21 protein-coding genes are annotated in these 24,276 nt (G+C 67.9%); 15 read left to right on the plus strand and 6 right to left on the minus strand.

Features of this window, described 5'->3' with window-relative positions; genetic code table 11:
* The first annotated feature begins 78 nt into the window (after positions 1 to 78).
* From HMPREF1529_RS04425 to HMPREF1529_RS04445, 5 genes are all read left to right on the plus strand, one after another.
* A complete protein-coding gene (locus HMPREF1529_RS04425) occupies positions 79 to 756 on the plus strand; it encodes a helix-turn-helix transcriptional regulator (protein WP_016463854.1) in 678 nt (225 codons plus the stop codon).
* 176 nt (positions 757 to 932) lie between these two features.
* A complete protein-coding gene (locus HMPREF1529_RS04430) occupies positions 933 to 2,579 on the plus strand; it encodes an ABC transporter substrate-binding protein (protein ID WP_016463855.1) in 1,647 nt (548 codons plus the stop codon).
* Positions 2,580 to 2,699: 120 nt separating this feature from the next.
* The gene (locus HMPREF1529_RS04435) at positions 2,700 to 3,791 is read left to right on the plus strand and encodes an ABC transporter permease (protein WP_005054622.1); all 1,092 of its coding nucleotides are present in this window, start codon (positions 2,700 to 2,702) and stop codon (positions 3,789 to 3,791) included.
* A 14-nt stretch (positions 3,792 to 3,805) separates the two neighbouring features.
* On the plus strand, positions 3,806 to 4,810 hold the full coding sequence (locus tag HMPREF1529_RS04440) for an ABC transporter permease (protein ID WP_016463856.1): 1,005 nt from the start codon (positions 3,806 to 3,808) through the stop codon (positions 4,808 to 4,810).
* Positions 4,810 to 6,471, plus strand: coding sequence for a dipeptide ABC transporter ATP-binding protein (locus HMPREF1529_RS04445; RefSeq protein ID WP_016463857.1), 1,662 nt, complete (start codon positions 4,810 to 4,812; stop codon positions 6,469 to 6,471). The genes HMPREF1529_RS04440 and HMPREF1529_RS04445 overlap by 1 nt, the downstream gene beginning before the upstream one ends.
* A 119-nt stretch (positions 6,472 to 6,590) precedes the next feature.
* Here HMPREF1529_RS04445 and HMPREF1529_RS04450 read toward each other — a convergent pair whose 3' ends face one another.
* Both HMPREF1529_RS04450 and HMPREF1529_RS04455 read right to left on the minus strand, forming a co-directional pair.
* A complete protein-coding gene (locus tag HMPREF1529_RS04450; RefSeq protein WP_016463858.1) occupies positions 6,591 to 7,772 on the minus strand; it encodes a hypothetical protein in 1,182 nt (393 codons plus the stop codon).
* A gap of 25 nt (positions 7,773 to 7,797) precedes the next feature.
* On the minus strand, positions 7,798 to 9,363 hold the full coding sequence (locus tag HMPREF1529_RS04455; RefSeq protein ID WP_016463859.1) for an MFS transporter: 1,566 nt from the start codon (positions 9,361 to 9,363) through the stop codon (positions 7,798 to 7,800).
* Positions 9,364 to 9,558: 195 nt separating this feature from the next.
* On the opposite strand from HMPREF1529_RS04455, the gene rpsF reads away from it, so the two are divergent.
* From rpsF to rplI, 4 genes are all read left to right on the plus strand, one after another.
* Complete coding sequence (gene rpsF, locus HMPREF1529_RS04460) at positions 9,559 to 9,897, plus strand: 30S ribosomal protein S6 (protein ID WP_036282987.1); 339 nt, start codon at positions 9,559 to 9,561, stop codon at positions 9,895 to 9,897.
* Between the two features lie 5 nt (positions 9,898 to 9,902).
* Positions 9,903 to 10,409: a single-stranded DNA-binding protein gene (locus HMPREF1529_RS04465; RefSeq protein WP_005054611.1), complete on the plus strand. Its 507-nt coding sequence runs from the start codon at positions 9,903 to 9,905 to the stop codon at positions 10,407 to 10,409.
* Between the two features lie 101 nt (positions 10,410 to 10,510).
* Positions 10,511 to 10,765 (plus strand): 30S ribosomal protein S18, encoded by a 255-nt coding sequence (gene rpsR, locus HMPREF1529_RS04470; RefSeq protein WP_005054609.1) that lies wholly within the window; start codon positions 10,511 to 10,513, stop codon positions 10,763 to 10,765.
* A 12-nt stretch (positions 10,766 to 10,777) separates the two neighbouring features.
* Positions 10,778 to 11,230, plus strand: coding sequence for a 50S ribosomal protein L9 (gene rplI, locus HMPREF1529_RS04475; protein ID WP_016463860.1), 453 nt, complete (start codon positions 10,778 to 10,780; stop codon positions 11,228 to 11,230).
* 165 nt (positions 11,231 to 11,395) lie between these two features.
* Here rplI and HMPREF1529_RS04480 read toward each other — a convergent pair whose 3' ends face one another.
* Both HMPREF1529_RS04480 and HMPREF1529_RS04485 read right to left on the minus strand, forming a co-directional pair.
* Entirely contained in the window at positions 11,396 to 12,406 is a 1,011-nt protein-coding gene (locus tag HMPREF1529_RS04480; RefSeq protein WP_016463861.1) for a hypothetical protein, read from the minus strand.
* Between the two features lie 83 nt (positions 12,407 to 12,489).
* A complete protein-coding gene (locus tag HMPREF1529_RS04485; RefSeq protein ID WP_016463862.1) occupies positions 12,490 to 13,446 on the minus strand; it encodes a hypothetical protein in 957 nt (318 codons plus the stop codon).
* Between the two features lie 457 nt (positions 13,447 to 13,903).
* On the opposite strand from HMPREF1529_RS04485, the gene dnaB reads away from it, so the two are divergent.
* Positions 13,904 to 15,286 (plus strand): replicative DNA helicase, encoded by a 1,383-nt coding sequence (dnaB, locus tag HMPREF1529_RS04490; RefSeq protein WP_005054601.1) that lies wholly within the window; start codon positions 13,904 to 13,906, stop codon positions 15,284 to 15,286.
* A 115-nt stretch (positions 15,287 to 15,401) separates the two neighbouring features.
* Here dnaB and HMPREF1529_RS16060 read toward each other — a convergent pair whose 3' ends face one another.
* Positions 15,402 to 15,638 (minus strand): hypothetical protein, encoded by a 237-nt coding sequence (locus HMPREF1529_RS16060; protein WP_016463863.1) that lies wholly within the window; start codon positions 15,636 to 15,638, stop codon positions 15,402 to 15,404.
* A 34-nt stretch (positions 15,639 to 15,672) separates the two neighbouring features.
* Between HMPREF1529_RS16060 and HMPREF1529_RS04500 the strand changes: the two genes are divergently transcribed.
* The 4 genes from HMPREF1529_RS04500 to HMPREF1529_RS04520 are packed head-to-tail and all read left to right on the plus strand — an operon-like array spanning position 15,673 to position 22,005.
* Complete coding sequence (locus HMPREF1529_RS04500; protein WP_016463864.1) at positions 15,673 to 16,383, plus strand: TnsA-like heteromeric transposase endonuclease subunit; 711 nt, start codon at positions 15,673 to 15,675, stop codon at positions 16,381 to 16,383.
* Positions 16,380 to 18,497 carry a DDE-type integrase/transposase/recombinase gene (locus HMPREF1529_RS04505; RefSeq protein ID WP_016463865.1) on the plus strand — a complete coding sequence of 706 codons (2,118 nt, stop codon included), beginning with the start codon at positions 16,380 to 16,382 and terminating at the stop codon, positions 18,495 to 18,497. Before HMPREF1529_RS04500 ends, HMPREF1529_RS04505 begins: the two co-directional genes overlap by 4 nt.
* Positions 18,494 to 19,615, plus strand: a complete 1,122-nt coding sequence (locus HMPREF1529_RS04510) for an ATP-binding protein (protein WP_016463866.1) — start codon at positions 18,494 to 18,496, stop codon at positions 19,613 to 19,615. Before HMPREF1529_RS04505 ends, HMPREF1529_RS04510 begins: the two co-directional genes overlap by 4 nt.
* Positions 19,612 to 22,005, plus strand: a complete 2,394-nt coding sequence (locus tag HMPREF1529_RS04520; protein ID WP_016463867.1) for a TniQ family protein — start codon at positions 19,612 to 19,614, stop codon at positions 22,003 to 22,005. The genes HMPREF1529_RS04510 and HMPREF1529_RS04520 overlap by 4 nt, the downstream gene beginning before the upstream one ends.
* On the opposite strand, the gene HMPREF1529_RS04525 is transcribed toward HMPREF1529_RS04520, so the two are convergent.
* Positions 21,959 to 22,243, minus strand: coding sequence for a helix-turn-helix transcriptional regulator (locus HMPREF1529_RS04525; RefSeq protein ID WP_016463868.1), 285 nt, complete (start codon positions 22,241 to 22,243; stop codon positions 21,959 to 21,961). The two genes, HMPREF1529_RS04520 and HMPREF1529_RS04525, sit on opposite strands and share 47 nt — an antisense overlap.
* 147 nt (positions 22,244 to 22,390) lie before the next feature.
* Between HMPREF1529_RS04525 and HMPREF1529_RS04530 the strand changes: the two genes are divergently transcribed.
* Positions 22,391 to 24,196 (plus strand): DUF4209 domain-containing protein, encoded by a 1,806-nt coding sequence (locus HMPREF1529_RS04530; protein WP_036282716.1) that lies wholly within the window; start codon positions 22,391 to 22,393, stop codon positions 24,194 to 24,196.
* Positions 24,197 to 24,276 lie beyond the last annotated feature (80 nt).

The raw sequence follows: 24,276 nt of genomic DNA on the forward strand, positions 1-24,276 counted from the left end.
GGCCGAAAAAGCGTCGGCGTACTCGCGTGACGAATCGCCGGTTTCGCACTCTCTACCGGTGGAGCGCAAGGAGGAGACATGACTGCTTCGGGAGGCGCGGCACTGCGGCGCGTGACGATCGTCGACCCATCGCGTGCCCGCAGGGCGCACGCGCGCGAGCTGCTGGCGGGCCGGCTGGGCATGCGCGTGGTCGCCGAAGCCGCCACGCTCGGCGAGATCGTGGTGCGGCCGGCGGCGGGCGTGAGTGCGTCGCAGCTGCTCTTCCTGGTCGTGACCGACGGTGTCGAGCCCGAGCCGTCGGCGCTCACCGCCTACCGATGCGCCGGGATGCGTGTGGTCGCCCTCACCGCCGGCGCCTCCGATCACGTCGTTCGCGCGCTGATGGATGCCGGGGTCGAGGGCATCGTGTCGTCGCGGGAGTCGGAAGGTGTCGTGCTGGCGGTCGTCGATGCGGTCCGCCGGGGTGCGCGCGCCTGGTCGCCCCACACACGCGCGAAGCTCGACGCGCTCGCCGTGCGCCCCGCTCTGAGTGCGCAGGAGACGCGTCTGGTGACCCTCTACGCCGCCGGGTACACGATCAGCGAGGTCGCCGATCGCCTCGGTGTGCGGGGCGACACCGCCCGCAAGTACCTCAACCGGGTGAAGGCCAAGTACGCCGCCGTCGGTCGTCCCGTGCACACCAAAGCCGAGCTGGCCCAGGCCGCGCGCGACGACGGCCTGCTCCCGCCCGGAGCATCGGCCGCGCACGATCACTGACACGTCGCGATCGGTTCCGACCGGCGAAACCCCGCGTCACGCGGGGTGGTCCCGGGTTTCATTCCTGTTACAAAAAGCGCGATCACGAGGCAGGCCGGCGAAGTGCACGACAGGATAGCGACCTGAGCTTCGCCTGTCCGGCGGAGCCGACCGACATACAGCAGAGGTACTCACATATGGCACTGCACTTCAGTTCGCCGGGCTCCGCCCGCGCCCGCACGGCTCTGGCAGCGGGCGCGCTCGCCGTCTCCGCGCTGCTCCTGGCCGGCTGCGCCGGCGGAGGGTCCACGGGCGGGTCGACCGATGGCGCGGCATCCGGGCCCATCATCATCGGCACGACCGACAAGGTCACCACGCTCGACCCGGCTGGCTCGTACGACAACGGCTCGCTCGCCGTGCAGACCCAGGTCTTCCCCTACCTGGTGAACACCGACTACAACTCCAACGAGGTCGTTCCCGACCTCGCCGCGTCGGCCGAGTTCACCTCGCCCAACGAGTACACGGTGAAGCTTCCCGCGGGTCTGAAGTGGGCCAACGGCCACGATCTGACCTCGTCGGACGTGAAGTTCTCGTTCGACCGCAACCTGAAGATCGCCGACCCCAACGGTGCGTCGAGCCTGCTCTACAACCTGGACAGCGTCTCCACGCCGGATGCCACGACCGTCGTCTTCAAGCTCAAGACCGACAACGACCAGGTCTTCCCCTTCATCCTCACGTCCTTCCCCGGCGCGATCGTCGACGAAGAGGTGTTCTCGGCCGATGCCGTCACGCCCGACCAGGACATCGTGAAGGCCGACGCCTTCGGCGGCCCCTACTCGATCACGAAGTGGGACTTCAACAAGACGGTCGAGTTCACGCCCAACAAGAACTACAAGGGTCTGCTCGCGGCGCCCAGCAACTCGGGCGCCGTGCTCAGCTACTTCGCCGAGTCGTCGAACCTGAAGCTCGCCGTCCAGCAGGGCGATGTCGACGTGGCGTACCGCAGCCTCTCCTCCACCGACGTGGCCGACCTGTCGGGCAACGACAAGGTCAAAGTCGTCGAGGGTCCCGGTGGCGAGATCCGCTATATCGTCTTCAACTTCAACACCCAGCCGTACGGTGCGACGACCACGGAGGCCGACCCGGCCAAGGCGCTCGCCGTCCGTCAGGCGGTGGCCGATCTGATCGACCGCAAGACGATCTCCGACCAGGTCTACAAGGGCACCTACACCCCGCTGTACTCGTACGTTCCGGCCGGGTTCGCCGGTGCGACCGACGCCCTGAAGGGCCTGTACGGCGATGGAAACGGCGGCCCCAGCGCCGACAAGGCGAAGGCGACCCTGGCCGCGGCCGGTGTCACGACGCCCGTCACGCTGAACCTGCAGTACAGCCCCGACCACTACGGCCCGTCGTCGGGTGACGAGTACGCGCTGGTCAAGCAGCAGCTCGAGAAGGACGGCCTCTTCAAGGTCGACCTGCAGTCGACCGAGTGGGTGCAGTACTCCAAGGACCGCACCGCCGACGTCTACCCGGCCTACCAGCTCGGCTGGTTCCCGGACTACTCCGACGCCGACAACTACCTGACGCCGTTCTTCCTGGAGAAGAACTTCCTGGGCAACCACTACGTCAACCAGGAGGTCAACGACCTGATCCTCAAGCAGGCCGTCGAAACGGATGCCGCCACGCGCACGTCCGACATCGAGAAGATCCAGGACCTCGTGGCCAAGGACCTCTCGACCGTCCCGCTGCTGCAGGGCGCTCAGGTCGCGGTGACCGGTGCCGACGTGAAGGGCGTCACGCTCGACGCGTCGTTCAAGCTCCGTTTCGCACCGATCACGAAGTAACGCGTTCCGGGCGTTTCGACTCGTCGCTGCGCTCCTCGCTCAACGACCGGGGGATCACACCCCCGGTCGTTGAGCGAGCGCAGCGAGTCGAAACGCCCGTCATCCGTAGAGTAGGCACCTATGACCAGCACCGCCACGGCATCCTCCGTCGCCGAGCCGCCTCCCGCGCTGGAGGTCCGCAAGACCGGATCCGGCTCAGCCCTGGGCCGGTACATCCTCATCCGGTTCCTGCTGATCTTCCCGACCGTGCTGATCCTCGTGACGCTGGTCTTCTTCCTCATCCGCCTCACCGGCGACCCGATCACGGCCGCCCTCGGCGGACGCCTGCCGGCCGATCAGCTGGCCGAGCGCATCCACGAGGCCGGCTATGACCGACCGATCCTCGTGCAGTACGTCGAGTACCTCGGCCGCATCTTCACCTTCGACTTCGGCACGACCATCACCGACAACCAGCCCGTCGTGCAGGTCATCGCGACCTACGGCACCGCGACCCTCGAGCTCGTGCTCTATTCGCTCGTGATCGCGTTCATCGTCGGCATCCCGCTGGGCATGGTCGCGGCGGCGCTGCGCGACCGTTGGCCCGACGCGCTGCTGCGCGTGAGCGCCATCCTCTTCTACGCGACGCCCGTCTTCTTCGCGGGCCTGGTCGCCAAGCTCGTCTTCGGCGTGTGGCTCGGCTGGCTGCCCATCTCCGGACGCGCGAGCGTACGCACCGAGCTCGCCATCGGCCGCAACGGCGGCACCGGCATCTATCTCATCGACGCGATCGCCTCCGGCAACCCCGCCTACGTGCAGGACGTGCTGCTGCACGCGGTGCTCCCCGCTCTCACGCTGGGTCTGCTCACCGCCGGCATCTTCCTGCGACTGGTGCGCACGAACGTCATCGGCACCTTCAACATGCCCTACATCGACGCGGCCCGCTCGCGCGGTGTGCGGGAGGGACGCCTGGTGCGCACGCACGCGTACAAGCCTGCGCTCATCCCGATCATCACGGTCATCGGCCTGCAGATCGCGCTCATGCTCGGCGGTGCCGTGCTCACCGAGACGACCTTCGAGTGGAAGGGGCTCGGCTTCCAGCTGGCCGCCTACCTCGGCTCGCGCGACTTCGTCGCCGTGCAGGGGATCGTCGCGATGATCGCCATCATCGTCGCGGTCACCAACTTCGCCGTGGACATCATCGCCGCGTTCATCGACCCGCGGGTCCGGTACTGAGGAGGGATGCGGACATGACGAAGCCTCGCCTCATCGACCGGATGCCGGTCATCCATCAGCTGCGCCAGAGCGTCGGCCTGCAGCGCGGCATGCTGGTCGCCGGCCTCGTGCTGACCGGCATCTTCGTGTTCTGCGCGATCTTCGCGCCGCTCATCGCCCCCTACGGCTACGCCCAGCTCGACGGACCCGACGGCAACTTCGGCGCGCAGCAGCCGCCGAGCGCGGCGCACCTGCTCGGCACGACGGTCGGCGGCTACGACGTGCTGTCGCGCGTCATCTGGGGCGCCCAGACCGCGCTGATGGTCGTGATCGTCGCGATCGCGATGTCGGTGTTCGTCGGCATCCTGCTGGGTCTCGTCTCCGGGTACCTCGGCGGCTGGGTCGACCGTGCGTTGGTCGTCGTCGCCGACGCGATCTACGTGTTCCCGACGCTGCTGCTCGCGATCGTCGTGGCCATCGCGATCAACAACGGACAGTCCGGGCTGTGGCCCGGGATCATGGCGGCCGCGGCATCCATCACCGTCGTGTTCATCCCGCAGTACTTCCGGGTCGTGCGCGCCGAGGTGGTGCGGGTCAAGACGGAGGCCTTCGTCGAATCGGCGAAGGTGATCGGTGCCTCGACGCCGCGCATCATGTTCCGCCACGTGCTGCGCAACTCCACGCGCACGCTGCCGCTGATCGTGACCCTCAACGCGTCGGAGGCCATCGCCACCCTCGCCGCTCTCGGCTTCCTCGGCTTCGGCATCCAGCCGACCGTCGCCGCCGAGTGGGGTTACGACCTCAACAAGTCGATCAGCGACGTCGCCGCGGGCATCTGGTGGACCGCGGTTCCCCCGGGGCTCGCGATCGTGCTGACGGTGCTGGGTATCACGCTGATCGGCGAGAGCCTCAACGACCTCGCCGACCCGCGCCTGCGCGCGCGGCGCCGCGCAGGGTCGGCGAAGAAGACACCGACACCGGCGGATGCCGTCGCGGCGAGCCAGCCGGCGTCCCGCGAGATGATGGGAGAGGTGGAGTGATGGCTGCGGCCTCTTCCGACGCACGCGCCGTCGACATCCGTGACCTGGACGTCACCTTCGCGACCGACGGTGGCGACGTGCACGCCGTGCGCGGTGTGAGCCTGGACGTGCGCCCCGGCGAGGTGCTCGCGATCGTCGGCGAGTCGGGCAGCGGCAAGACGGTCACCGCCCGCAGCATCCTGGGCCTGCTGCCCGAGACCGCCCTCACGCAGGGCGCCGTCGTGCTCGACGGCACCGATGTCATCGGCCTCGACCGCGAGGCGATGCGCCGGGTGCGCGGCACCAAAGCGGCGATGATCTTCCAGGAGCCCTCGACCGCCCTGAACCCGGTCTTCACCGTGGGGTGGCAGCTGGCCGAGGGTCTGCGCGCCCACGGGACGTACACGAAGAAGCAGGCGCGGGCGCGCGCGATCGAGATGCTCGGCCGCGTCGGCATCCCCGATCCCGAGCGGCGCGTCGACGACTACCCGCACCAGTTCTCCGGCGGGCAGAAGCAGCGCATCGTCATCGCCACGGCGCTGGCGCTCGATCCGACCGTGATCATCGCCGACGAGCCGACCACGGCACTCGACGTCACGGTGCAGGCCGAGATCCTCGATCTGCTGCGGCGCCTGCGCGACGAAGACGGCACCGCGATCGTGCTGATCACGCACAACATGGGCGTCGTGGCCGACCTCGCCGACCGCGTCGGGGTCATGCTGAATGGCGAGGTCGTCGAAACGGCGCCCGCCCTGGAGCTGTTCGCCGCCCCGCAGAACGACTACACGAAGCGCCTGCTGGCCGCCGTGCCGCGCCTGGAGATCGTCGACCGGCAGCTGCCGGCGGGAGTGGCCGACGCGGCGCCGGTCGTGGTGGCGGAGGATCTCGTCATCGAGTACGCCGGGCGTCTGCGTCGTGCCGGCTTCCGTGCCGTCGACCGCGTGAGCTTCTCGATCGCGCCGGGCGAGGTCGTGGGCCTGGTCGGCGAGAGCGGATCGGGAAAGACGACGATCGGCCGGGCGATCGCCGGGCTCACACCCGTGACCGGCGGCTCGCTGCGGGTGCTCGGCGTCGAGATGAACGGGGTCAAGGAGAGCACGTTCCGGCCCCACCGCAAGGACCTCGGGTTCGTGTTCCAGGATCCGGCGACGAGCTTCAACCCGCTGCTGACGATCGCGCAGAACGTCGCCGAGCCGTTGGTCGTGCACGGCGGCGCTCGGGATGCCGCGGATGCGCGCGACCGCGTCGACGAGCTGCTCGAGGCCGTGCAGCTGCCGAAGGCGTTCGGCGACCGCTTCCCGCACGAGCTGTCGGGCGGACAGCGCCAGCGCGCCTCGCTGGCGCGCGGCCTCGCCCTCGACCCGAAGCTGCTCATCGCCGACGAGCCCACGAGTGCGCTCGACGTTTCGGTGCAGGCACGCGTGCTGGAACTGTTCGGCGAGCTGCAGGAGAGGTTCGGGTTCGCGACCCTGTTCATCACCCACGATCTCGCGGTGGTCGACATGCTCGCCCACCGGGTCGTGGTGCTGCACAAGGGCACGATCGCCGAGACCGGACCGACCGCGCAGGTGCTCGGCGACCCCCAGGACGACTACACCCGCAAGCTCATCGCGTCGCTGCCGGTGCCCGATCCGGTGGAGCAGGCCGCGCGCCGCGAGGCCTGGCGCGCCGCCCGCGGCTGAGCTGCGCTGCGGCCCGCGGCGCTGCGCTGCGGGCTGCCCGGAAGAGGTGGATGCCGCGTATGCCGCCCTCGCCGTCGCCTCACCGGCGCCGCACACCGTTTCACGTGCAACGGCGAGTGTCAGTTCGACAGGTTCTCGATGATCGACGCGAACACGCCCAGCGGGCCGAACAGCATCAGCAGCAGGGCGGCGCCGATCACGATGATCGCGGCCCACGGCACCCGGCGTCGCAGCCGCCGGCCCTCGGGTGCGACGCCGGGCGGCGGGCGGAGGGATGCCGTCGGTGCCGCGAACGGCAGAGTCGCCGAGCCCGCGGCCTCGCCCGCCGGGTCGCCGACGGCGGCGGCGGGGTCGAGCGCGGACGGGGCCAGGCGCTCGTCGCGCCAGCGCTCCCACTGCGCCAGCTTGTCGAGCAGCGCCGCGACGACGGAGAACAGCCAGGCCCAGGTGGCGGGGTCGAGCGTCGACGCCTCGCGCGGGGCGTAGAGGAAGAGCCAGTCGTCGACGATCTCGACGTCGAGGGCGGCAGCGTGGTCGACGAATCGCGCCATGATGTCGGGCGTGAAGAGGTAGAGCGCGTCGGCCTCGTAGCCGGACGGGCAGTACAGGGTGAAGGAACGGTCGAAGTCGCCCTCCAGGCTCAGCCGCTGGGACCCCTCGAGCGCCGCCGGCAGGTTGGAGCCGAACAGGCTGTTGTTGCCGACGGCATCCAGCACGATGTTCGGCAGCGGGGTCGACAGCTTGACGGCGACGTAGCCCCACCGATGCGTCGACTCGTTCTTGCCCGACCCTGTGCGGTACACGTAGTTGCCGAACTCGACGAAGCGCGGCCTCTCGCCGCGGACGACGTCGCTCGCGACGCGGCCGTGTCCGATGCCGAACACCATTCCCGGCAGCGGCGGGTTCGACACCGACGGGTACCAGGTCATGGCGTTGGCCCGGGCGAAGCGGTCGAGGCGCCACCACCGCTCGCCCCTGCGGGCGCCGAACATGCGCACCAGAGCGGTCGCGAGTACCGCGACGACCCCGACCGCCACGAGGATCGGCGCGATCATGAACGGCGAGAACCCGCCCCCGGATGCCGTCATCATGCCGCCCACGACACCGATCACCGTCGACCCGAAGACGAAGAGCACGGCCACGACGGCGAGCACGGCGAAGACGGCGCGCGAGGCGATGTTCGACGCCGGTACCCGCCCGCTCGCGCGCAGATCGCGCACGTATGCGCGCACGGACGCCGGGTCGGCGGGCTCGATGAGCGGGCGCGCGTCGAAGGCTGAGGATGCCGCGGGCGTGCTCATATCGTCACGCTACCCGGGCGAGCTTTCAGGGCGCCGTCAGAGCGTCCTCGTCGCGATAACGGCCTCGCAACTCTTTCTCGACGGCGACGGTTGGAAGCCCGACGGCCACCACGATCAGTCCCAGCACGAGGGCGACGCCCCCGACGAGGTACGCCGCCCAGGCGCCGTCGATGAAGCTCAACCGTGCCGCCTCGAGGATCTGCGCGGCGGAGGCGGGGTTGTTGGCGGCCACGTGGGCGGCCGACGCGTACGACGCCTGGAGGGCGCGGGTGACGTCGTCGGAGACAGACGCGGCCTCGGGAGAGGCGGCGATGAGGCCGGCGAACACGTGGGAGAACCCGCCGGCGAGAACGGCGCCCAGCAGCGCCTGCATCACGGCGCCGCCGAGGTCGGTCTGCAGGTCGCTGGTCGCCGAGGCCATGCCCGCGCGGCGCACCGGGGTGCTGCTGGTCAGGGAGCGGGATGCCGCGGTCATCACGAACGAGGCTCCCCCGCCGACCAGGGCGAACGCGAGGCCGACGACGACCGGCGGCGTGGTCTCGTTCCATGCGAGCATCGTGCCGAAGGCGGCGATGAGCACGATGTAGCCGACGATCATCGCCGTCCGCGTGCCGCGTTCGACGAGGATCGCTGCCAGCGGTGCGCATACGAGCAGCGCGATCGCGGCGGGGATGAGCGCGATGCCCGCCTGCAGCGCGTCGTAGCCGAGGATGTTCTGCAGGTACTGCTGGCCCACGAACATCGCCCCCACGAGCGCGCCGAATGCGAGGGTTCCCGCGACGGCCGGCACCCAGAACAGGCGCCGCCGCGCGATCGACAGGTCGTAGAGGGGTGCCGCGACGCGCAGTTGGCGTGCCGCGAAAGCGGCGATCAGCACCGCCGCCGCGACGAGCAGGCCCGCCCCCGCGCCCGTCTCCCCCGGGGCGAAGACGACCCCGAGTCCGAGCACCAGTGCGGCCACGGCGGCGACCGACAGGATGCCGCCGAGATGATCGACCGGCTCGACCGACTCCTCCATACCGCGGGGGATCGCCCGAGCGGCGATGAGAAGGGCGGCGGCGGCGACCGGCACGGGCAGCAGCAGGGCGATGCGCCAGCCGAACGCGACGACGAGCGCACCCGAGATCACCGAACCGGCGACCGTGGCGACGGCGCCGGTCGCCGTCCACAGGGCGATCGCGCGGACGCGCGCCGGACCCTCGGCCCAGAGGGCGGTGATGAGGGCGAGGGTCGTCGGAAACGCGCAGCCGGCCGCGATGCCGGTGAGCACGCGCGCGCCCATGAGGAACTCGATCGTCGGGGCGAGGCTTGCCGCGGTGCCGGCGATGAGCAGGCCGATCAGCCCGATGCACAGCAGCCGCACCCGACCGTAGCGGTCGCCGAGGGCGCCGGCGTACAGCACGGTCATCGCGAGGCCGAGGCCCGTGCCGAGCGCGACGAGGTTGAGTGTCGTCTGGGGGGCGTCGAAGGTGCCGGCGATGTCGGGCAGGGCGACGCTGGCGCCGCCGGTGGTCAGATTGCAGACCGCTGCGGCCATCAGCAGCGCGGTCAGGACCACGCCTGCGCGCGCGGGAACGTGCGTGCCCGGCATCCACCGTCCTTCCGTCGCCCCCGTCGTCCAAGAGCGTAGCGGTCGTCGGGTAGACTGTTGTGGTTGCCCGTCTGCGTTCCGTTCCGGAACAACGCTCGGGCACGTGCATCAACCCTCCTGATGCCGGGAAATGCCCGGCATCCGTTCTAGTCCGAAGGAGGTGGGTTAGTGACGCACTCACACCAGTACGAGCTCATGGTCATCCTCGACCCCGAGATCGACGAGCGTCAGGTCGCCCCCAAGCTCGACGGGTTCCTCAAGGTGATCACCGCAGACGGTGGCTCCATCGAGAACGTCGACGTCTGGGGCAAGCGTCGCCTGGCGTACGAGATCCAGAAGAAGAACGAGGGCATCTACGCCGTCGTCAACTTCACCGCCACGAGCGAGGCCACGCAGGAGCTCGACCGTCAGCTCAAGCTGAACGAGCAGATCATGCGTACCAAGGTCCTGCGTGCCGAGGAGGCGATCGCTCAGGTCGCCGCCGAGAAGGAGCGCGCCGAGGCCAAGGCCGCCCGCAAGGCAGCGAAGGCGTAAGGACGATGGCCGGCGAGACCGTCATCACCGTCGTGGGAAACCTCACGGCAGACCCCGAGCTGCGCTACACGCAGAACGGCCTGCCCGTCGCGAACTTCACGATCGCGTCGACGCCGCGTAACTTCGACCGTCAGGCCAACGAGTGGAAGGACGGCGAAGCGCTGTTCCTCCGCGCGTCGGTGTGGCGCGAGTTCGCCGAGCACGTCGCCGGTTCGCTGACGAAGGGATCCCGTGTCATCGCGACCGGTCGGTTGAAGCAGCGTTCCTACCAGGACCGCGAGGGCAACAACCGGACCGCGATCGAGCTGGAGGTCGACGAGATCGGCCCCTCGCTGCGGTATGCCACGGCTCAGGTCACGCGTGCCGCGTCCGGCGGAGGCAACTTCGGAGGCGGCCAGCAGTCGCGTCCGCAGCAGCAGGTGCAGCAGGAGGAGCCGTGGGCCACTCCCGGCTCTGCTGCCCCCGACGCCTGGAGCGCACCCGGCGCCTACGGCGACGACACTCCGTTCTGATCGTCGCCGCCGGGGGTTGAGCGAGGCCCGCAGGGCCGAGTCGACACCCTCACGCAGAAAATCTTGGATGCCTCGGCATCCGCACACACCTAAGGAAAACAATGGCTGGAAAGGCTACCGGCGATCGCCGTAAGCCGCGGAAGGGCGCGAAGAACGCCGCTCCCGCGAAGGCGATCCGCGTCGGCGTCATCGACTACAAGGACGTCGCAACGCTTCGCAAGTTCATCTCGGAGCGCGGCAAGATCCGCGCCCGTCGTATCACCGGTGTCTCGGTGCAGGAGCAGCGTCTGATCGCCAAGGCGATCAAGAACGCGCGCGAAATGGCGCTCCTGCCTTACGCCGGCGCTGGCCGCTAAGGAGCACCCATCATGGCAAAGCTGATTCTCACGAACGAGGTTGCCGGGCTCGGAAGCGCCGGCGACGTCATCGAGGTCAAGAACGGGTACGCCCGTAACTACCTCATCCCTCAGGGCTTCGCTGTGGCGTGGACCCGCGGTGGCGAGAAGCAGGTGGCGTCGATCCGCGCCGCCCGCGAGTCGCGCGCGATCCACGACCACGAAGAGGCCGTCGCGCTCAAGGACACCCTTGAGTCGAACAAGGTCAAGCTGTCGGTCAAGGCTGGCAAGGAAGGCCGCCTCTTCGGTTCGGTCAAGACCGCCGATGTGGCCGACGCCGTCAAGGCGGCCGGTCTCGGTGACCTCGACAAGCGCAAGATCCACATCACCGCGCCCATCAAGGCCGTCGGTGAGCACGAGGCGACCGTGCGTCTGCGCGACGACCTCACCGCTGTGATCACCCTCCAGGTGGTCGCCGCCAAGTAAGACCCGCCGGGTTTCCCGGTCGTTGAGCGAGGCGCGCAGCGCCGAGTCGAAACGCCGCACGGATGCCGTGACCTCCCCCAAGGTGAGGTCACGGCATCCGTCGTTTACGGTCCCGGGGCGGAGGGACAGGTGCCAGGCACGGTCGCCGGCCCCTCGCGTCGGGGCTCATTCGGTGCGGCTGTGGCGGCGTGCGGTGAGCATCACCCCCAGCGTGAGCGCGGCGAGACCGGCCAGCAGCGGGAGCATGTCGAACATGCCGCCGGTGCTCGCGAGGGTGCGCACCGGGCCGCTGGCGGCGACCATGCCTGTCACCGAGCTCCCGCCGGCGACGGGGTTCGTGGTCGTCGGTGTCGTGGTGCCCGGGGTCGTGGTGCCCGGTGTCGTGGTACCGGGTGTGGTGGTGCCCGGGACCGTCGTGCCGGGTGTGGTGGTGCCACCGGTGGCCGGCTGGGTCGTGGTGGCGTCGCCGGCGACGGCGATGGCATTGCCGCCGAGCGTGATCGGAGCGCTGACCGGCAGTCCCAGCTGCGTGCCGCCGAGGATGCCGTCCGTGCCGTCGGTGGTGGCGCCACCCGACGATGCGGTGCCGCTCGTGTCGGCCGGTGCGGCGGTGGCGGCGTTGGTGCTCTCGGCGTCGCCGAGCACCGAGACGGCGTTGCCGCCCACGGTCACCGGGGCCGCGGCATCCACGACGCCCTGCGTACCGCCCAGAATGCTGTCAGCACCCCCGGTGGAGGACGCGGCGGCGGTGGTGGACGGCTCCGCCGTCGGGGCGGCGGCCGTGGTGGGCTGGGAGGTGGCGGCAGACGTGGTGGTAGCGTCGCCGAGCACCGAGACGGCGTTGCCGCCGAGGTTCACGGGCAGTACGACATCGACCAACGCCTGCGTGCCTGAGCCGGTGCCGTCGGAGCCGCTGGTGGAGGCGTCGCCGCCGCCGACGGAGACCGACGGAGACGGGCTGGAGGTCTGGGCGTCGGTGCTGGTGGCGTCGCCGAGCACCGAGATGCCGTTGCCGGCGACCGTGACGGGCACCGCGACGGAGATGAGCCCCTGGGTGCCCGACAGCAGACCGTCGTCACCCGTTGTCTCGGCCGCCTGGGCGACCGTTGCGCCGAAGAGCGTGATGCCTCCGGCCAGGAGCGTGCCCCACAGGGCGCGCTTGAGGTTGGTGTTCATGATGATTTCTCTCCTGAGAGTGTTGGGGGGTATGCGCGCACAGCGCGCGGGATCGTGCCGCTCGGAAGGCGGCCGAACCCCCGTCAGTCAGGGCAGACGTCGGTGGCGAACACCGGCGCGGGGAGGGCAGAGTCGTCCTCCGGTCGGCGTCGCAGCACCCAGGCACGGTGTGCAGCGAACAGACCGAAGGCGAGCACAGCGCCCGCGCCGAACGAGAATCCAGCTCCGCTGGAGAAGAACGAGGTGGCGTCCAGGGTGGGACCGAGAAGTCCCCAGCCGCCGGGAGCGCCGGTGGGGACGGACCCGTTTCGGGCAAGAGCCCCCGCACCCGGAACGAACGAACTGACAGCGGTGCCGAGCGACATCGCGGCCGCGTTCGCGGTCGTCGTGACACCGTGCATCGCCTGGTCCCAGGTCGCCGAGAGCACGGCCAGTGCCGCCTCGGTCGGCTCGAGTGCGTCGGTGGACGGAGGGAGGGAGGATGCCGGGGCCCCGCCAGGGGGGACGACGACGTTCGTGATGGGGGTCACGAGCTCGCCGACGACCGGGAGTGAGATCACAGCGTCGGTAACGGGGGCCGCGGCATCCACGATAGGTTTCACCGCGCCGGTCACGGGCGCGATGACAGGAGCGAGGGGGCTGACGACCTCGCCGACCGCCGAGCCGATGGGGGCGACGACCTCGCCGACCGGAGCGAGCGGCTCGAGAACGGGAGCGACGGAGCTGACGATGCCGCCCACCGGCGGAGACGCGCTCTCGACGACGGGGGCGACGGTCTCGGCGACGGGAGAGAGGATCTCTGCGACCGGGTCGAGGACGGGGGTGGTGGCCTTCTCGAGCGTGCTCGAAACGCCGCTCACGAGGGAGCCGAGCGGATTGTTCGTATCGTCGGCGGCGTGGGCGGACGGACCGGAGAAGAGGGAGATGGTGAACCAGGCGAACGCGGCTCCGACGCCGAGGGCGCCCAGCACCGCCCATCGCCGTGTCGACTCGGTGGTCGATCGTCCGCGGCGCAGCGGGGGGACTGCGATTGTTGCCATGTTCACCTCCCACGACGATGTGTCGGGATGCCGGCGCACGCCGACACCCATGGAGTGCCTGGATGACAGAAGATACGCCGATATATCACTCGTGTCCAGACCCCCGCGTCGTGCGATACGACGCGCCAGAGCGGACATCTCGACTTGACAAGGGCGCATCCATCCCCATGGTTGTCCCCAACCCTCACTCACAGCGCCAACCTTCAAGCGGAACTTCAACCACATTGCGCATCCACAGGGTGTGAATCAGGAAATCCCCGGTCAAGACTCGTTTACGACAGCAGATCTTGAGGTTGATCGGCGTGTTTCCACAGGCACTGTGCACAGGGAGCCCGGCGTTTCGCGCAGATCATCCACAGAGTTATCCACAGGCCTGTTTGCGACTGTCGGAACCCGTGCCTAACGTGACGTGTGGTCTCGCGGCGGGACCGGTCATCGAGCGTGTGAAGGGGGCTGCATGTCGATCGCGGACATCTCCGAGGATCGCTTCGGTGGACCCCTGGAGAGCCGCGGGCCCGAGCGCACGCCGCCGCATGACCTCCTCGCCGAGCAGAGCACCCTGGGCGGCATGCTGCTGTCGAGCGATGCCGTCGCCGACGTCATCGAGGCCCTCCGCGGCACTGACTTCTACGTGCCGAAGCACGAGCTGATCTTCGAAGCGATCCTGTCGCTCTACTCGCACGGCGAGCCCACCGACGTGGTCGCCGTCACCGATGAGCTGATCAAGACTGGCGACCTGCAGCGTTCGGGTGGCGCCGACTATCTGCATTCGCTGACCTCGATCGTGCCGACGGCGGCGAACGCCGCCTACTACGCGTCGATCGTGCGCGAACGTGCGCTGCTGCGACGGCTCGTCGAGGCCGGAACGCGCATCGTGCAGATGGGTTACAACGGTCAGGGCGATGCGCTCGACCTGGTCAACAACGCGCAGGCGGAGATCTACTCGGTCACCGGTGCGGAGCAGGCCGAGGACTACGTGCCGCTCGAGGTCGCCGTCAACGCGGCCGTCGAGGAGATCGAGGCCGCGCGCGGGCGCGACGGTCAGATGACCGGCATCCCGACGGGCTTCTCGGGTCTCGACCAGCTGACCAACGGTCTGCACCCCGGGCAGATGATCATCATCGCGGCGCGACCCGCCATGGGTAAGTCGACGCTCGCGCTCGACTTCGCGCGGGCCGCGGCGATCAAGGCGCAGCAGCCGACGATCGTCTTCTCGCTCGAAATGGGGCGCAGTGAGATCGCGATGCGTCTGATGAGCGCCGAGGGTGCGATTCCGCTGCAGAGCATGCGCAAGGGCACGCTCGACTCCCGCGACTGGACGACGATCGCCGCCACCCGTGGTCGCATCAACGACGCGCCGCTGTACATCGACGACAGCCCCAACATGACGCTGGTCGAGATCCGCGCGAAGTGCCGCAAGCTCAAGCAGCGGGTGGGTCTGAAGATGGTGGTCATCGACTACCTGCAGCTGATGACGTCGGGCAAGCGCGTCGAGAGCCGTCAGCAGGAAGTCTCGGAGTTCTCGCGTGCGCTGAAGCTGCTCGCGAAGGAGCTGCAGGTTCCGGTCATAGCGCTGTCGCAGCTGAACCGTGGTCCTGAGCAGCGCGCCGACAAGAAGCCCGCCCTGAGCGACCTGCGTGAGTCGGGCTCAATCGAGCAGGATGCCGACATGGTGGTGCTGCTGCACCGCGAGGCCGCCTACGAGAAGGACAGCCCCCGCGCCGGCGAGGCCGACCTGATCGTCGCCAAGCACCGTAACGGCCCCACCGACACGATCACCGTCGCCTTCCAGGGCCACTTCTCGCGCTTCACCGACATGGCGCCGGGGGACTTCGGGTAGGTGTAGGTTTTTTTTGAAGTTGTCCATTTCGCAATCGAAATGTCCACCACGTGTCCATTTGGACATTTCGGCGTGACTCGGCCGAGGCAAGCAACTTCTGCCGGACGATACCCGTTCAGCTCGATGTTGCGATGTGGTTCAGGTCGACGAGGGCTCCGCGGAGGACCTGCTGAGCGATCCGGGCAGTCTCCATGCGCGGTTCGAAATTCTCTCGGAGTTGTTGACGCGGATGGATGTAGTTCCGGAAGTTCCTCACCTGATCGGCGTGCCGCGCGACATCCTCGCTGAGTACTCCGAGCGCGCGGCTCACGGCGATCAGCTCGGAGAGGGTCCACTGATCAACCGCCTTCAAGGAGCCGTTCCGTCGCGGCGCACTCGGCGAGGCGGTGCCGCGTTACACGCTGAGATTCGATCGGGATGACCTCGAACGGGGCGAGCTATCGGACCTGGACGCCCCCCATGTCTTCGAGGCCAAACCCCGGCGGACGTTCCGCTGGCATCGGGGCCAGCGCCATTACCCAGGGCGCTACTGGTCCGCCACGACGGACGGTTTCGTCGGATACGAGAGTCGCCTCGAACTTGCGGCGCTGCTCCTCGAGGACTTCGACCACCGAGTCGTTCGCATCGCCTCGCAGCCGTTCGAGCTGATCGCCGACCGCGACGGCGTCGAGCGAAGCTACGTGCCGGACTATCTGATCGAGCACGACGACCACCGTTTCACGGTCATCGAGGTCAAGCCCAAGCGCCGGCTCGAGGATCCTGATATCGCGGGTGCTCTCCGGTGGGCGGGCGACATCATCCAGTCGCGCGGGTGGGCATACCGGATCGTCACAGAACCCGCCCCTGCACTGCTCTCCAACATCCGGTTCCTCGCGGGCTACAGGCGTCGCTGGCAGTTCCCTCAGCGAGACGTCGACCTGGTCGAGGAAGCCACTCGCGAGGCACCCACACTCGGCGCGGGTCTGCGGAGTGCTGGCGCCGTCTTGAACGACGCTCCCTATGCGCGAGCGGTCGTGCTTCACCTGCTCTGGCGCCGCTCGCTTCTCTGCGACCTCACGTCCGCCCTTTCCAACCACACCCAGCTGGAGAAGCCATGAGCCATACGTTCGATATCCGCGTCGGCAGCACTGTCTCGTACGACGGCGGCCACTGCACGGTTATCGAGATCGCCGGTGATGCCGTCGTGCTCGTCGATGCCGCCAAGAGGGCACGGCGGGTTCGACTGGTCGAACTCCTTCGCGACGCGTCGGACGCATTTGGGTTGCCGTCGGAGGAGGCCGCACTCACACCACTCGCGCTGATCTGGGCGGACGCGACGGAGGCTCAACGCGACGAGGCGCGACGAAAGGCCGCGCACATCCGCGAGATGCGCACGGGCTTCGCGTCGGGGCTACCGACGCTCGCTCAGCCGCACGAGCCTCGACCGGAGTACAACCCGAAGCTCACAACTATCCACGAGCGCCGCCGTTCCAAGGCTGCCGAGCTCGGTGTCAGTCCGAAGACGTTGAGGCGCTGGGAAGGTCGGTTCGACGAAGGTGAAGAGCTCGCGCTGCTCGACTTCCGGAAGACATCGTGGACGCCGGCGCTCTCCGGCCTCGATCCGCGCTGGGTCGACATGTGCCGCCGCGTCGTCGAGGAGAACGTGCGCGGCGCCAAGCGCAGCGTCACGACCACGCTCGCGATCGTGCTGGCAAGGGTCAACCGGGAGTACCCGGATGCCGATGTGCGGATCCCCTCCGAGTCGACCGCTCGCGACGCGGTCGCCGAACTCACCCGTGGCAAGGGGACGTTCGGCGCGAGCATGCGCGCGCAACGATCCATCGACACACGGCCGCCCGTGCCGTACGGACGGTTGGTTGCGACAAGACCCGGTGAGTACGTCGTCCTCGACACCACACCCCTCAATGTCTTCGGCGTCGCGCCGGTCACCGGCAAGTGGATGCGCGCCGAGCTGACCGTTGCCCTCGACCTCTACGACCGGTCGATCCTCGGGCTTCGCCTTGCGCCCGTCTCGACCAAGGCGGTGGATGTCGCGGGAGTGCTGATGGAGGCGCTCATGCCGCGCGAGATGCCGGCGGAGTGGGGCGACCGAGCGACCTGGCCGTTCCACGGCGTACCCGAGAACATCGTCATCGATGTCGAGAACCTCAAGGCGCTGCGGTTCCGGCGTCCCGGCACCCTTCCCGACACGATCATCATCGATCACGGTAAGCCGTTCATGTCGATCCACGTCGCGAGCGTGTGCCAGCGACTCGGGATCTCCATCCAGCCCGCGCACGTCTATACCGGCACCGACAAGGCGTGGGTGGAACGGTGGTTCCGCACCATCAACGAGGTGCTGCAAGAGCTACCCGGCTACAAGGGCTCAGACATCGCGTCTAGGGGTGAGGCGCCCGAGGTGGAAGCCGTCTACACGATCCCGCAACTGGAGCAGATCCTGCGGGAGTGGATCGCGACGATTTACCACGTTCGCCCGCACGACGGACTTGTCGACTCGCAGCTGCCCGCGGCCAAGATGAGCCCCGCTCAGAAGTTCGAGCAGGGGATCGCGGTCGCCGGCCGCATCCGTGTGCCGTCAAACCCGGACCTGCTACTCGAGATGCTCCCCGTCGTGAAGCGCAAGTTCAACCACTATGGCGTCGAGGTCGGCACCCTCCGATACAACGGTGACATCGTCGGGAAGTACTACGACCGATCGCGGGCGATGGCGAAGAGCAAGCGGAAGTGGCAGTTCTCGGTGAACCCCGACGACTTCTCGCAGATCTACTTCAACGACCCCGACGACAACTCCTGGCACGTGCTGCGCTGGGAGCACGCGCCGAAGGTCCCGGTGCCGTTCAGCTTCGACGCCCTCGAGTACGCCAAGGGCATCGCTCTCGACCGTCGCAACGGTGTGAATGTGTCCGAAGTGCTCGGTGAACTCCTCGAACGGTGGGGTGCCGGTCGTGCGAGCACGCCCGCCGAGAAGCGCATCAGCGCGCGACTTGCCGCCCAGCTCGCTGAGACCGCGGACGGCCCGGACAGCCCGTTCTTCCCGCACATCGCCAAGCAGATCGCGCAGCAAATGGCTGGACCGGATCTGAGCGAGGAGCTGGGCATGGTCTCGCTCGCACCAGCACCGGCGAGCGGAAACGACGATCCTCTCGCCCTCACCGCTGACGAGCTCATCGACGAGGACCTCGACGACATCGACCTCCTGGAGGACCTGTGATCCTTCCGCTCGAGCGCGACGAACTCCTCTCTCGCTGGGAGGGGTGGCGACACTTCGCTGAGGGGCCGGCGCTCGAGAAGCCCGAGCATCTGTCTGCGAAGCAGATCAAGAGGCTCGGGGAGGATGATCGGGTCGCCTATGACTACCAGCGCGAGCGGTATCACGCGAACTTCCTCGTCACGACTCCTCAGGTCAAGCGGCTCAACGTGCGTTTGTGGGACCTTCTCGACGCAAACCAGCAGGGGCCTTCACGAGTCAAGGGGGCGGCGGTCATCGACTCGCCCCCAGGGCTGGGCAAGACCACTGCCGTGGACGCGTTCGGGCGAGCCTTTCATCGACGGCAGATCTTGAGGCACGGGCGTGACTTCGACGACGGGCAGACGCTCCACATCCCGGTCTGCCACGTTGCATTCAAGGGCCACACGACCACGCGTGCGCTCAACGAGGCAATCCTGAACTTCTACAACCACCCCTCCGCCGACGCGGCGGAGACTCGGCATCTGCGAAACCGCAACCTTGCTACTCTCGCGGCGGAATCGGTCCGTCGTCATGGCACGCGGTTGATCATCGTCGATGACGTGCACTTCTTGAAGATCCACACGGACGAGGGAATCGCGCTGGCCAACGAGCTGAAGTGGCTCGCCAACGAGTACCCCGCGACCTTCCTGTTCACCGGCGTCAACATGACCGACACGGGCCTGCTCAGCGAGAGCAAGACCACCAAGAAGCTGGCAATGTCACAGATCGCGCGACGCTGGACCAGGCTTGCCCTTCCCCCGTTCGCGCACCCCGTTGATGAGCACCGAAAAGCCTGGCTCTCGCTCCTCGGCACGATCGAGACCCACCTCGTGCTTGCCAACGCAAAGCCCCGGATGCTGCGCGAACAGGCGGACTATCTCCACGAGCGCTCGACCGGCATGATCGGCTCGCTCTTCAAGCTGATCACCCTCGGGGCGGTGCATGCGATGCGGGACGGCATCGAAGAGCTGACTCGAGAGGTGCTCGACGAGATCGACATCGATGTCGCAGCCGAAGACGCTCGGGAGATTGTCGCGAAAGAGCTCGAGGAGATGAAGCGTGCGGCGGCCAAGCGGAGCACGACGCGGGCCATCGCATGAGCCTCCGCCGCCTGCTGCACGTCGCCATGCCACTTCCAGATGAACCTCTCGACTCGTGGGTCGAGTTCATGGCCCACAGCTACGGGGCCACTGTCGGCGAGATGGCGCGAGCACTGGGACTGATCGGTGGGAATGGGGTCCCTGCCGTGGGAGCGCAATCCTCACGGGCGTGGTCCACCGCGCTCGAACCGCAGCAACTCCGCAACCTCGAACTCACGACCGGGCGGTCGGGCGATGAGTATCGGGCGATGACGCGCACCACGTTCGCGGCGAACGCCATCCGCCTCACGCCTCAGGGGCGCATCAGCGCGTCATGCCCGGCCACGGGAGTCGCTGCTCGGTACTGCCCGGAGTGCCTCGCCGACTCGGGAGGTCGATGGCGCCTGTCCTGGCAGTTCCCGTTCGGGTTCGCCTGCCTCCGCCACAAGCGTCTCCTCGTCGACGCGTGCCCGGGATGCGGCCAGCTTCCGCGGCTCATCGGACATCCCCTCACGCTTGTCCCGGAGCCGGGACGCTGCCACAACCGACCAGCAACCGAATCGACCGTGTTGCGGGCGCGTTGCGGTGCGGACCTGACCTCGAGCGAAGAGTTCGTGGCGGCGCACTCCGAGACGCGCGAAGCGCAACGACTGATCTTGAGGGTCGTAGCCACCGGCATCGGCGAGTTCGGCATCTACGCAGACGGTCGACCGAGCACGATCCAGGTCCTGTCCGACATGCTGCTGCTGTCTCGCGCGGGACGACAGGCGCTCGTCGACGGAGAGCGATTCGAGTGGATGCCGGAAGGCCAGGCCGACGCGAGCCCGATCACGTCCCACCGACGTACCGGAAAGGTAGATCTGCGGCCAAGCACCGCCCGAGAGGTCGCGCTCGGCAACACCATCGCCTTCGAGGCGCTGCAGGCCGGTGAACGAATCACCGACCTGCTGCGCGGACGCGTCAGCATCCACACTGCACTCGACCACTACTCCCCACCCCTGCGAGACCACGTGAGTCGTGCGCTCGGCCGAACGAGACGCCCCACCGCGACCCTTCAGGCCGTGAAGGTGTGGGCGACCGACCCGGAAGCTCGCGCTGCGAAGCTCCCAGCGGTTCTCTGGCCCGAATGGGCCGCTCGGCTCGCACCACGGCGGCTCGACGCTGAGATCGCCGGCGGTGCTTTGGCGGCGGCGGCGGTCTTCGTCGGGACGCGACTCACTCACGGTTCAGCGATCAAGCTCCTCGATCAGGAGGCCAAGGGACGTCAAGTCAGCCACGTCATGCGCTCCCTTGGCCGCAATGCACCCGAAGCCGACACGATCCGCGCGATCGCACGGCTCGCTGCGTTCCTCGACGAAACCTCGACGCCGATCGACTTCGCACGCCGGCGGACGATCGACTACTCCGGCATCCTGCCTCGTGACGAGTGGCGCGAGATCTGCCGAAGCAGGAACGTGCTGCCGGGTGGGGTTCGCCGTTGGCAGGTCGCTCGAGCACACCTCTACGTGCTGCTCAGCGGCAACAGGGTGGCGCGGGCTCCGTTCGCCGACGAGCCCGGGATCCCTCCTTTCGCGGCGGTACGGGAACTTCGAGCCGGCATGCCGGCTGCCGTCGCGGCGGCACTCGACGCGGCTGGCGCTGACTTCCTGAGGCTGCACGGCGTCGACGAGCCCGTCTCGTGGGTGCCGGAGCTGGAGGTGGTCGGGGTCTCAGACGAGGTCGCCAGCCCGAATGAAGGACGATGGCCGCAAGCCCGGCCCGCCCGGGCTGCGGTGAACTCGGTTCGTGCGGTCGCGGCCTACTCCGCAGGGCGCTCGGTCAGCGAGATCGCGTTCGACCACGGTGTCGCCCGTCAGACTGTCGGTCGTGTGCTGGCGGCCGAGGGAGTGGAGACGCGCCGCGGTCGCAGAAGCACTGTGATCGACCCGGAGTGGCTGCGGGAGCGGTACATCGTCGACCGCCACACGATCCCCGAGATCGCGGCCGAGGTTGGAGTGACGATGACCACCATCAATCGCCACCTCGAGGCCGCCGGTATCCCCCGTCGTGCTCGCGGGAGCGCGAGCCGAGCAACAGCGATCCGCGTCAACCCGCGCGCCGGAGACTCGCCGCTCTTGCGCCGCATTCTCGTCGGCCAGGATGCCACGCAGCGAGCAGAGCGGTTCCTCATCGTCGCCCGTCACGACACCATGACGGCAGCCGCCCACGAGATCGGCGTGACCCTCAGCATCCTGGCGAATCAGATGAGACGCATCGGGGTGGATGCCGGCGGCCCGCTGATCCAGCGTGCGTTTCGAGGTCAGCCCCTGGCACTCACCGAGCTCGGCGTTGAGGTGCGTCTCGAGTTGGCGCGCGCCTTTGAGTTCAGCGAAGCCGAAGATCCGGCGCGTCCGCCGGAAGGATCTCAGTGAGCTCGACCCCCAGCGCCTGCGACATCGCGAGCAGAGTACGGATCGTCGGGTTCGCCGGCGTGCCCGGCTTCGACTCGCCCTTCTCATACTTCTGGTAGGTGTAGCGCGTCAGCCCGGAGCGGTAGGCGACGTCTTCCTGGCTGAGTCGCGCCTCAGCGCGGAGCCGCCGGAGGTTCGTGGCAATCTGTGACGCATAGTCGCTCCAGGACTCGTCCTCGGGTCTCGTGCGCTTCGCCACCGACCCAGCGTCATCGCGTAGTCGGTTCGGTATGGCCTAATCTGTATGGCAATCTCGATTCCTGGCTTCGATGACATCCCGAACTGGCTTGACCGGCTACGACAGAGTCGTCTCTGAGATGTCGCGAAGACTCGATACGCTCGGCCGGTGACGAAGACGGCGCAAGACATGCTTGCGGCGATTGATCCGGACGTAATCGCGGGTGACGCAACGCTCATCGACGCGCACAGTCGCTTCCAGTCAATTGCAGATGAGTTCGACGGTGAGTCCGCAGGGGCGCACGCGTACCGAAACCTCTCGGCGATAGCCGGAATGATGCTCGACGGTGCCGACTGGGACCGTCCTTACTCGCCGCTGATGTCTCTCGGAGGCAAGCGCACGGCGTTGCCCGACGACCTGGACGACGAAGCGCTCGGCTTCTTTCGCCTATTGCTGGATGAGGTTCCTTCGTCCGGGCTCGCGGCACGCATGTGTGACATCTTGTTCGTTCGTGAAACTGAGCGAGCTTCGCGGTACGCACTCGCCAAGCGGCACACCGATATCGTCGCCGAACTCTCGCTGCTCCCTGATCCCGACGACGAATCCATTCAGACATGGATCCGAGCCGCTGAGATCGCTGGTCGCTACCGCCTCGATGACGGCGTTCAGGCGCTTACCGCTCGGGCCCTCGAAGGCTTTCGAGGTGGCACGCCAACGGTCGCTTGGCACGTGGCGCAGGCGATGCGCCGCGCACGATACTTCGGTGGCCATTCCACGGAGATAGCCGAGAGGCTCAATGCATTGGCAAGCGCCGAGCCCAATGCTCATGCGAAGGTTCAGCTCCTGGAAGAGTCGATCCGGTGGCGACGAGGTAGCGACGCCGAAGAGCGGGCGGCTCCGAGTCGAGAGGCGATCGGTGACGCGTGGTGGCAAGAAGCGAAGCAACGGAAAGACTCGAGTCTCGTCGCGCGAAACTTCTTGGGTAATGCGTACAGTGCTTACCGCGCCGTGCCGCGGCATCTCCGCAGTGAGCGCACTCGGAAGCGAGTCGGGAAGCTCCCAAGGCTGATCCGAGTAGCTGGCGAGAGCGCGCTGGGCGAGATGCAGAAGGTCCGCGGCGGTCCGATCGATTTGTCGCCCATCGTTGAGCAGGCGGAAGCGATCGCGAACGACACGGACGTCATCCGGGGTCTGGCGAGATGGTTCTCGGCGGCCCCGCTCCAGACCTTCGAAGATGCGCTCCAGTCCGCCGATCAGAGTGGGCTGCTCAGCCTAGTGACGACTTCGACAATCACGGACGATGCCAGAAAGGTCCACAGCACGGACGAGGACAGACTTCGCTCGGGTGTCGACCCGAGTCGTTGGGCACGGATGGTGAAGAACTACTCACTCCATATCACGGCGATCGCAACCGGGCACATTCGGCCAGCACTCATGCAGTTCTCGACGAACTATCGCCTCGACATCCGAGACTTCGAGGTGATCGTCTCTGCATCAGGATTCGTACCGGCGGATCGCAAGAGTCTCTATGCGCGCGGACTCCATCACGGCTACTACGGGCGAGTGACCGAGTCACTGTTCATACTCGCTCCCACGATCGAGGCCTGCGTGAGGAGCGCCCTCCAGGCGAGCGCGGTTGAGACGCGCAACGTGAAGACCAATGACACGGAGATCGAGCCGGGACTGAGCGCACTCCTGGAGCTCCCGGAGGCGGATGAGGTTCTCGGCGTAGATCTTGCGTGGAACATTCGGGCGCTCTTCTGTGGGCCGACTGGCCCGAACCTGCGCAACCGGGTCGCGCACGGTCTCCTAGGTGAGGCTGAGTCCTGCGGTGACGCGGCGCTCTACGCATGGTGGCTCGCGTTCCTGCTCGCATTCACTCCGTACTACCACGCTTTGAGGAGCGAGCAGGGTGGTCCCGAGCACGCGCCCGGCGCCGCGGGAAGTGCTCACGCGAGCGGCGTCTCGGAGTAGTGGGAGTAGACCGTGGTTGGGTGGATGTCGCGCGCGTGCCACCTCGACACGAATTCGACCGCCGCACAAAGCGATGGTCA

This window comes from Microbacterium sp. oral taxon 186 str. F0373, from assembly GCF_000411455.1.
Taxonomy (GTDB): Bacteria; Actinomycetota; Actinomycetes; order Actinomycetales; family Microbacteriaceae; genus Microbacterium.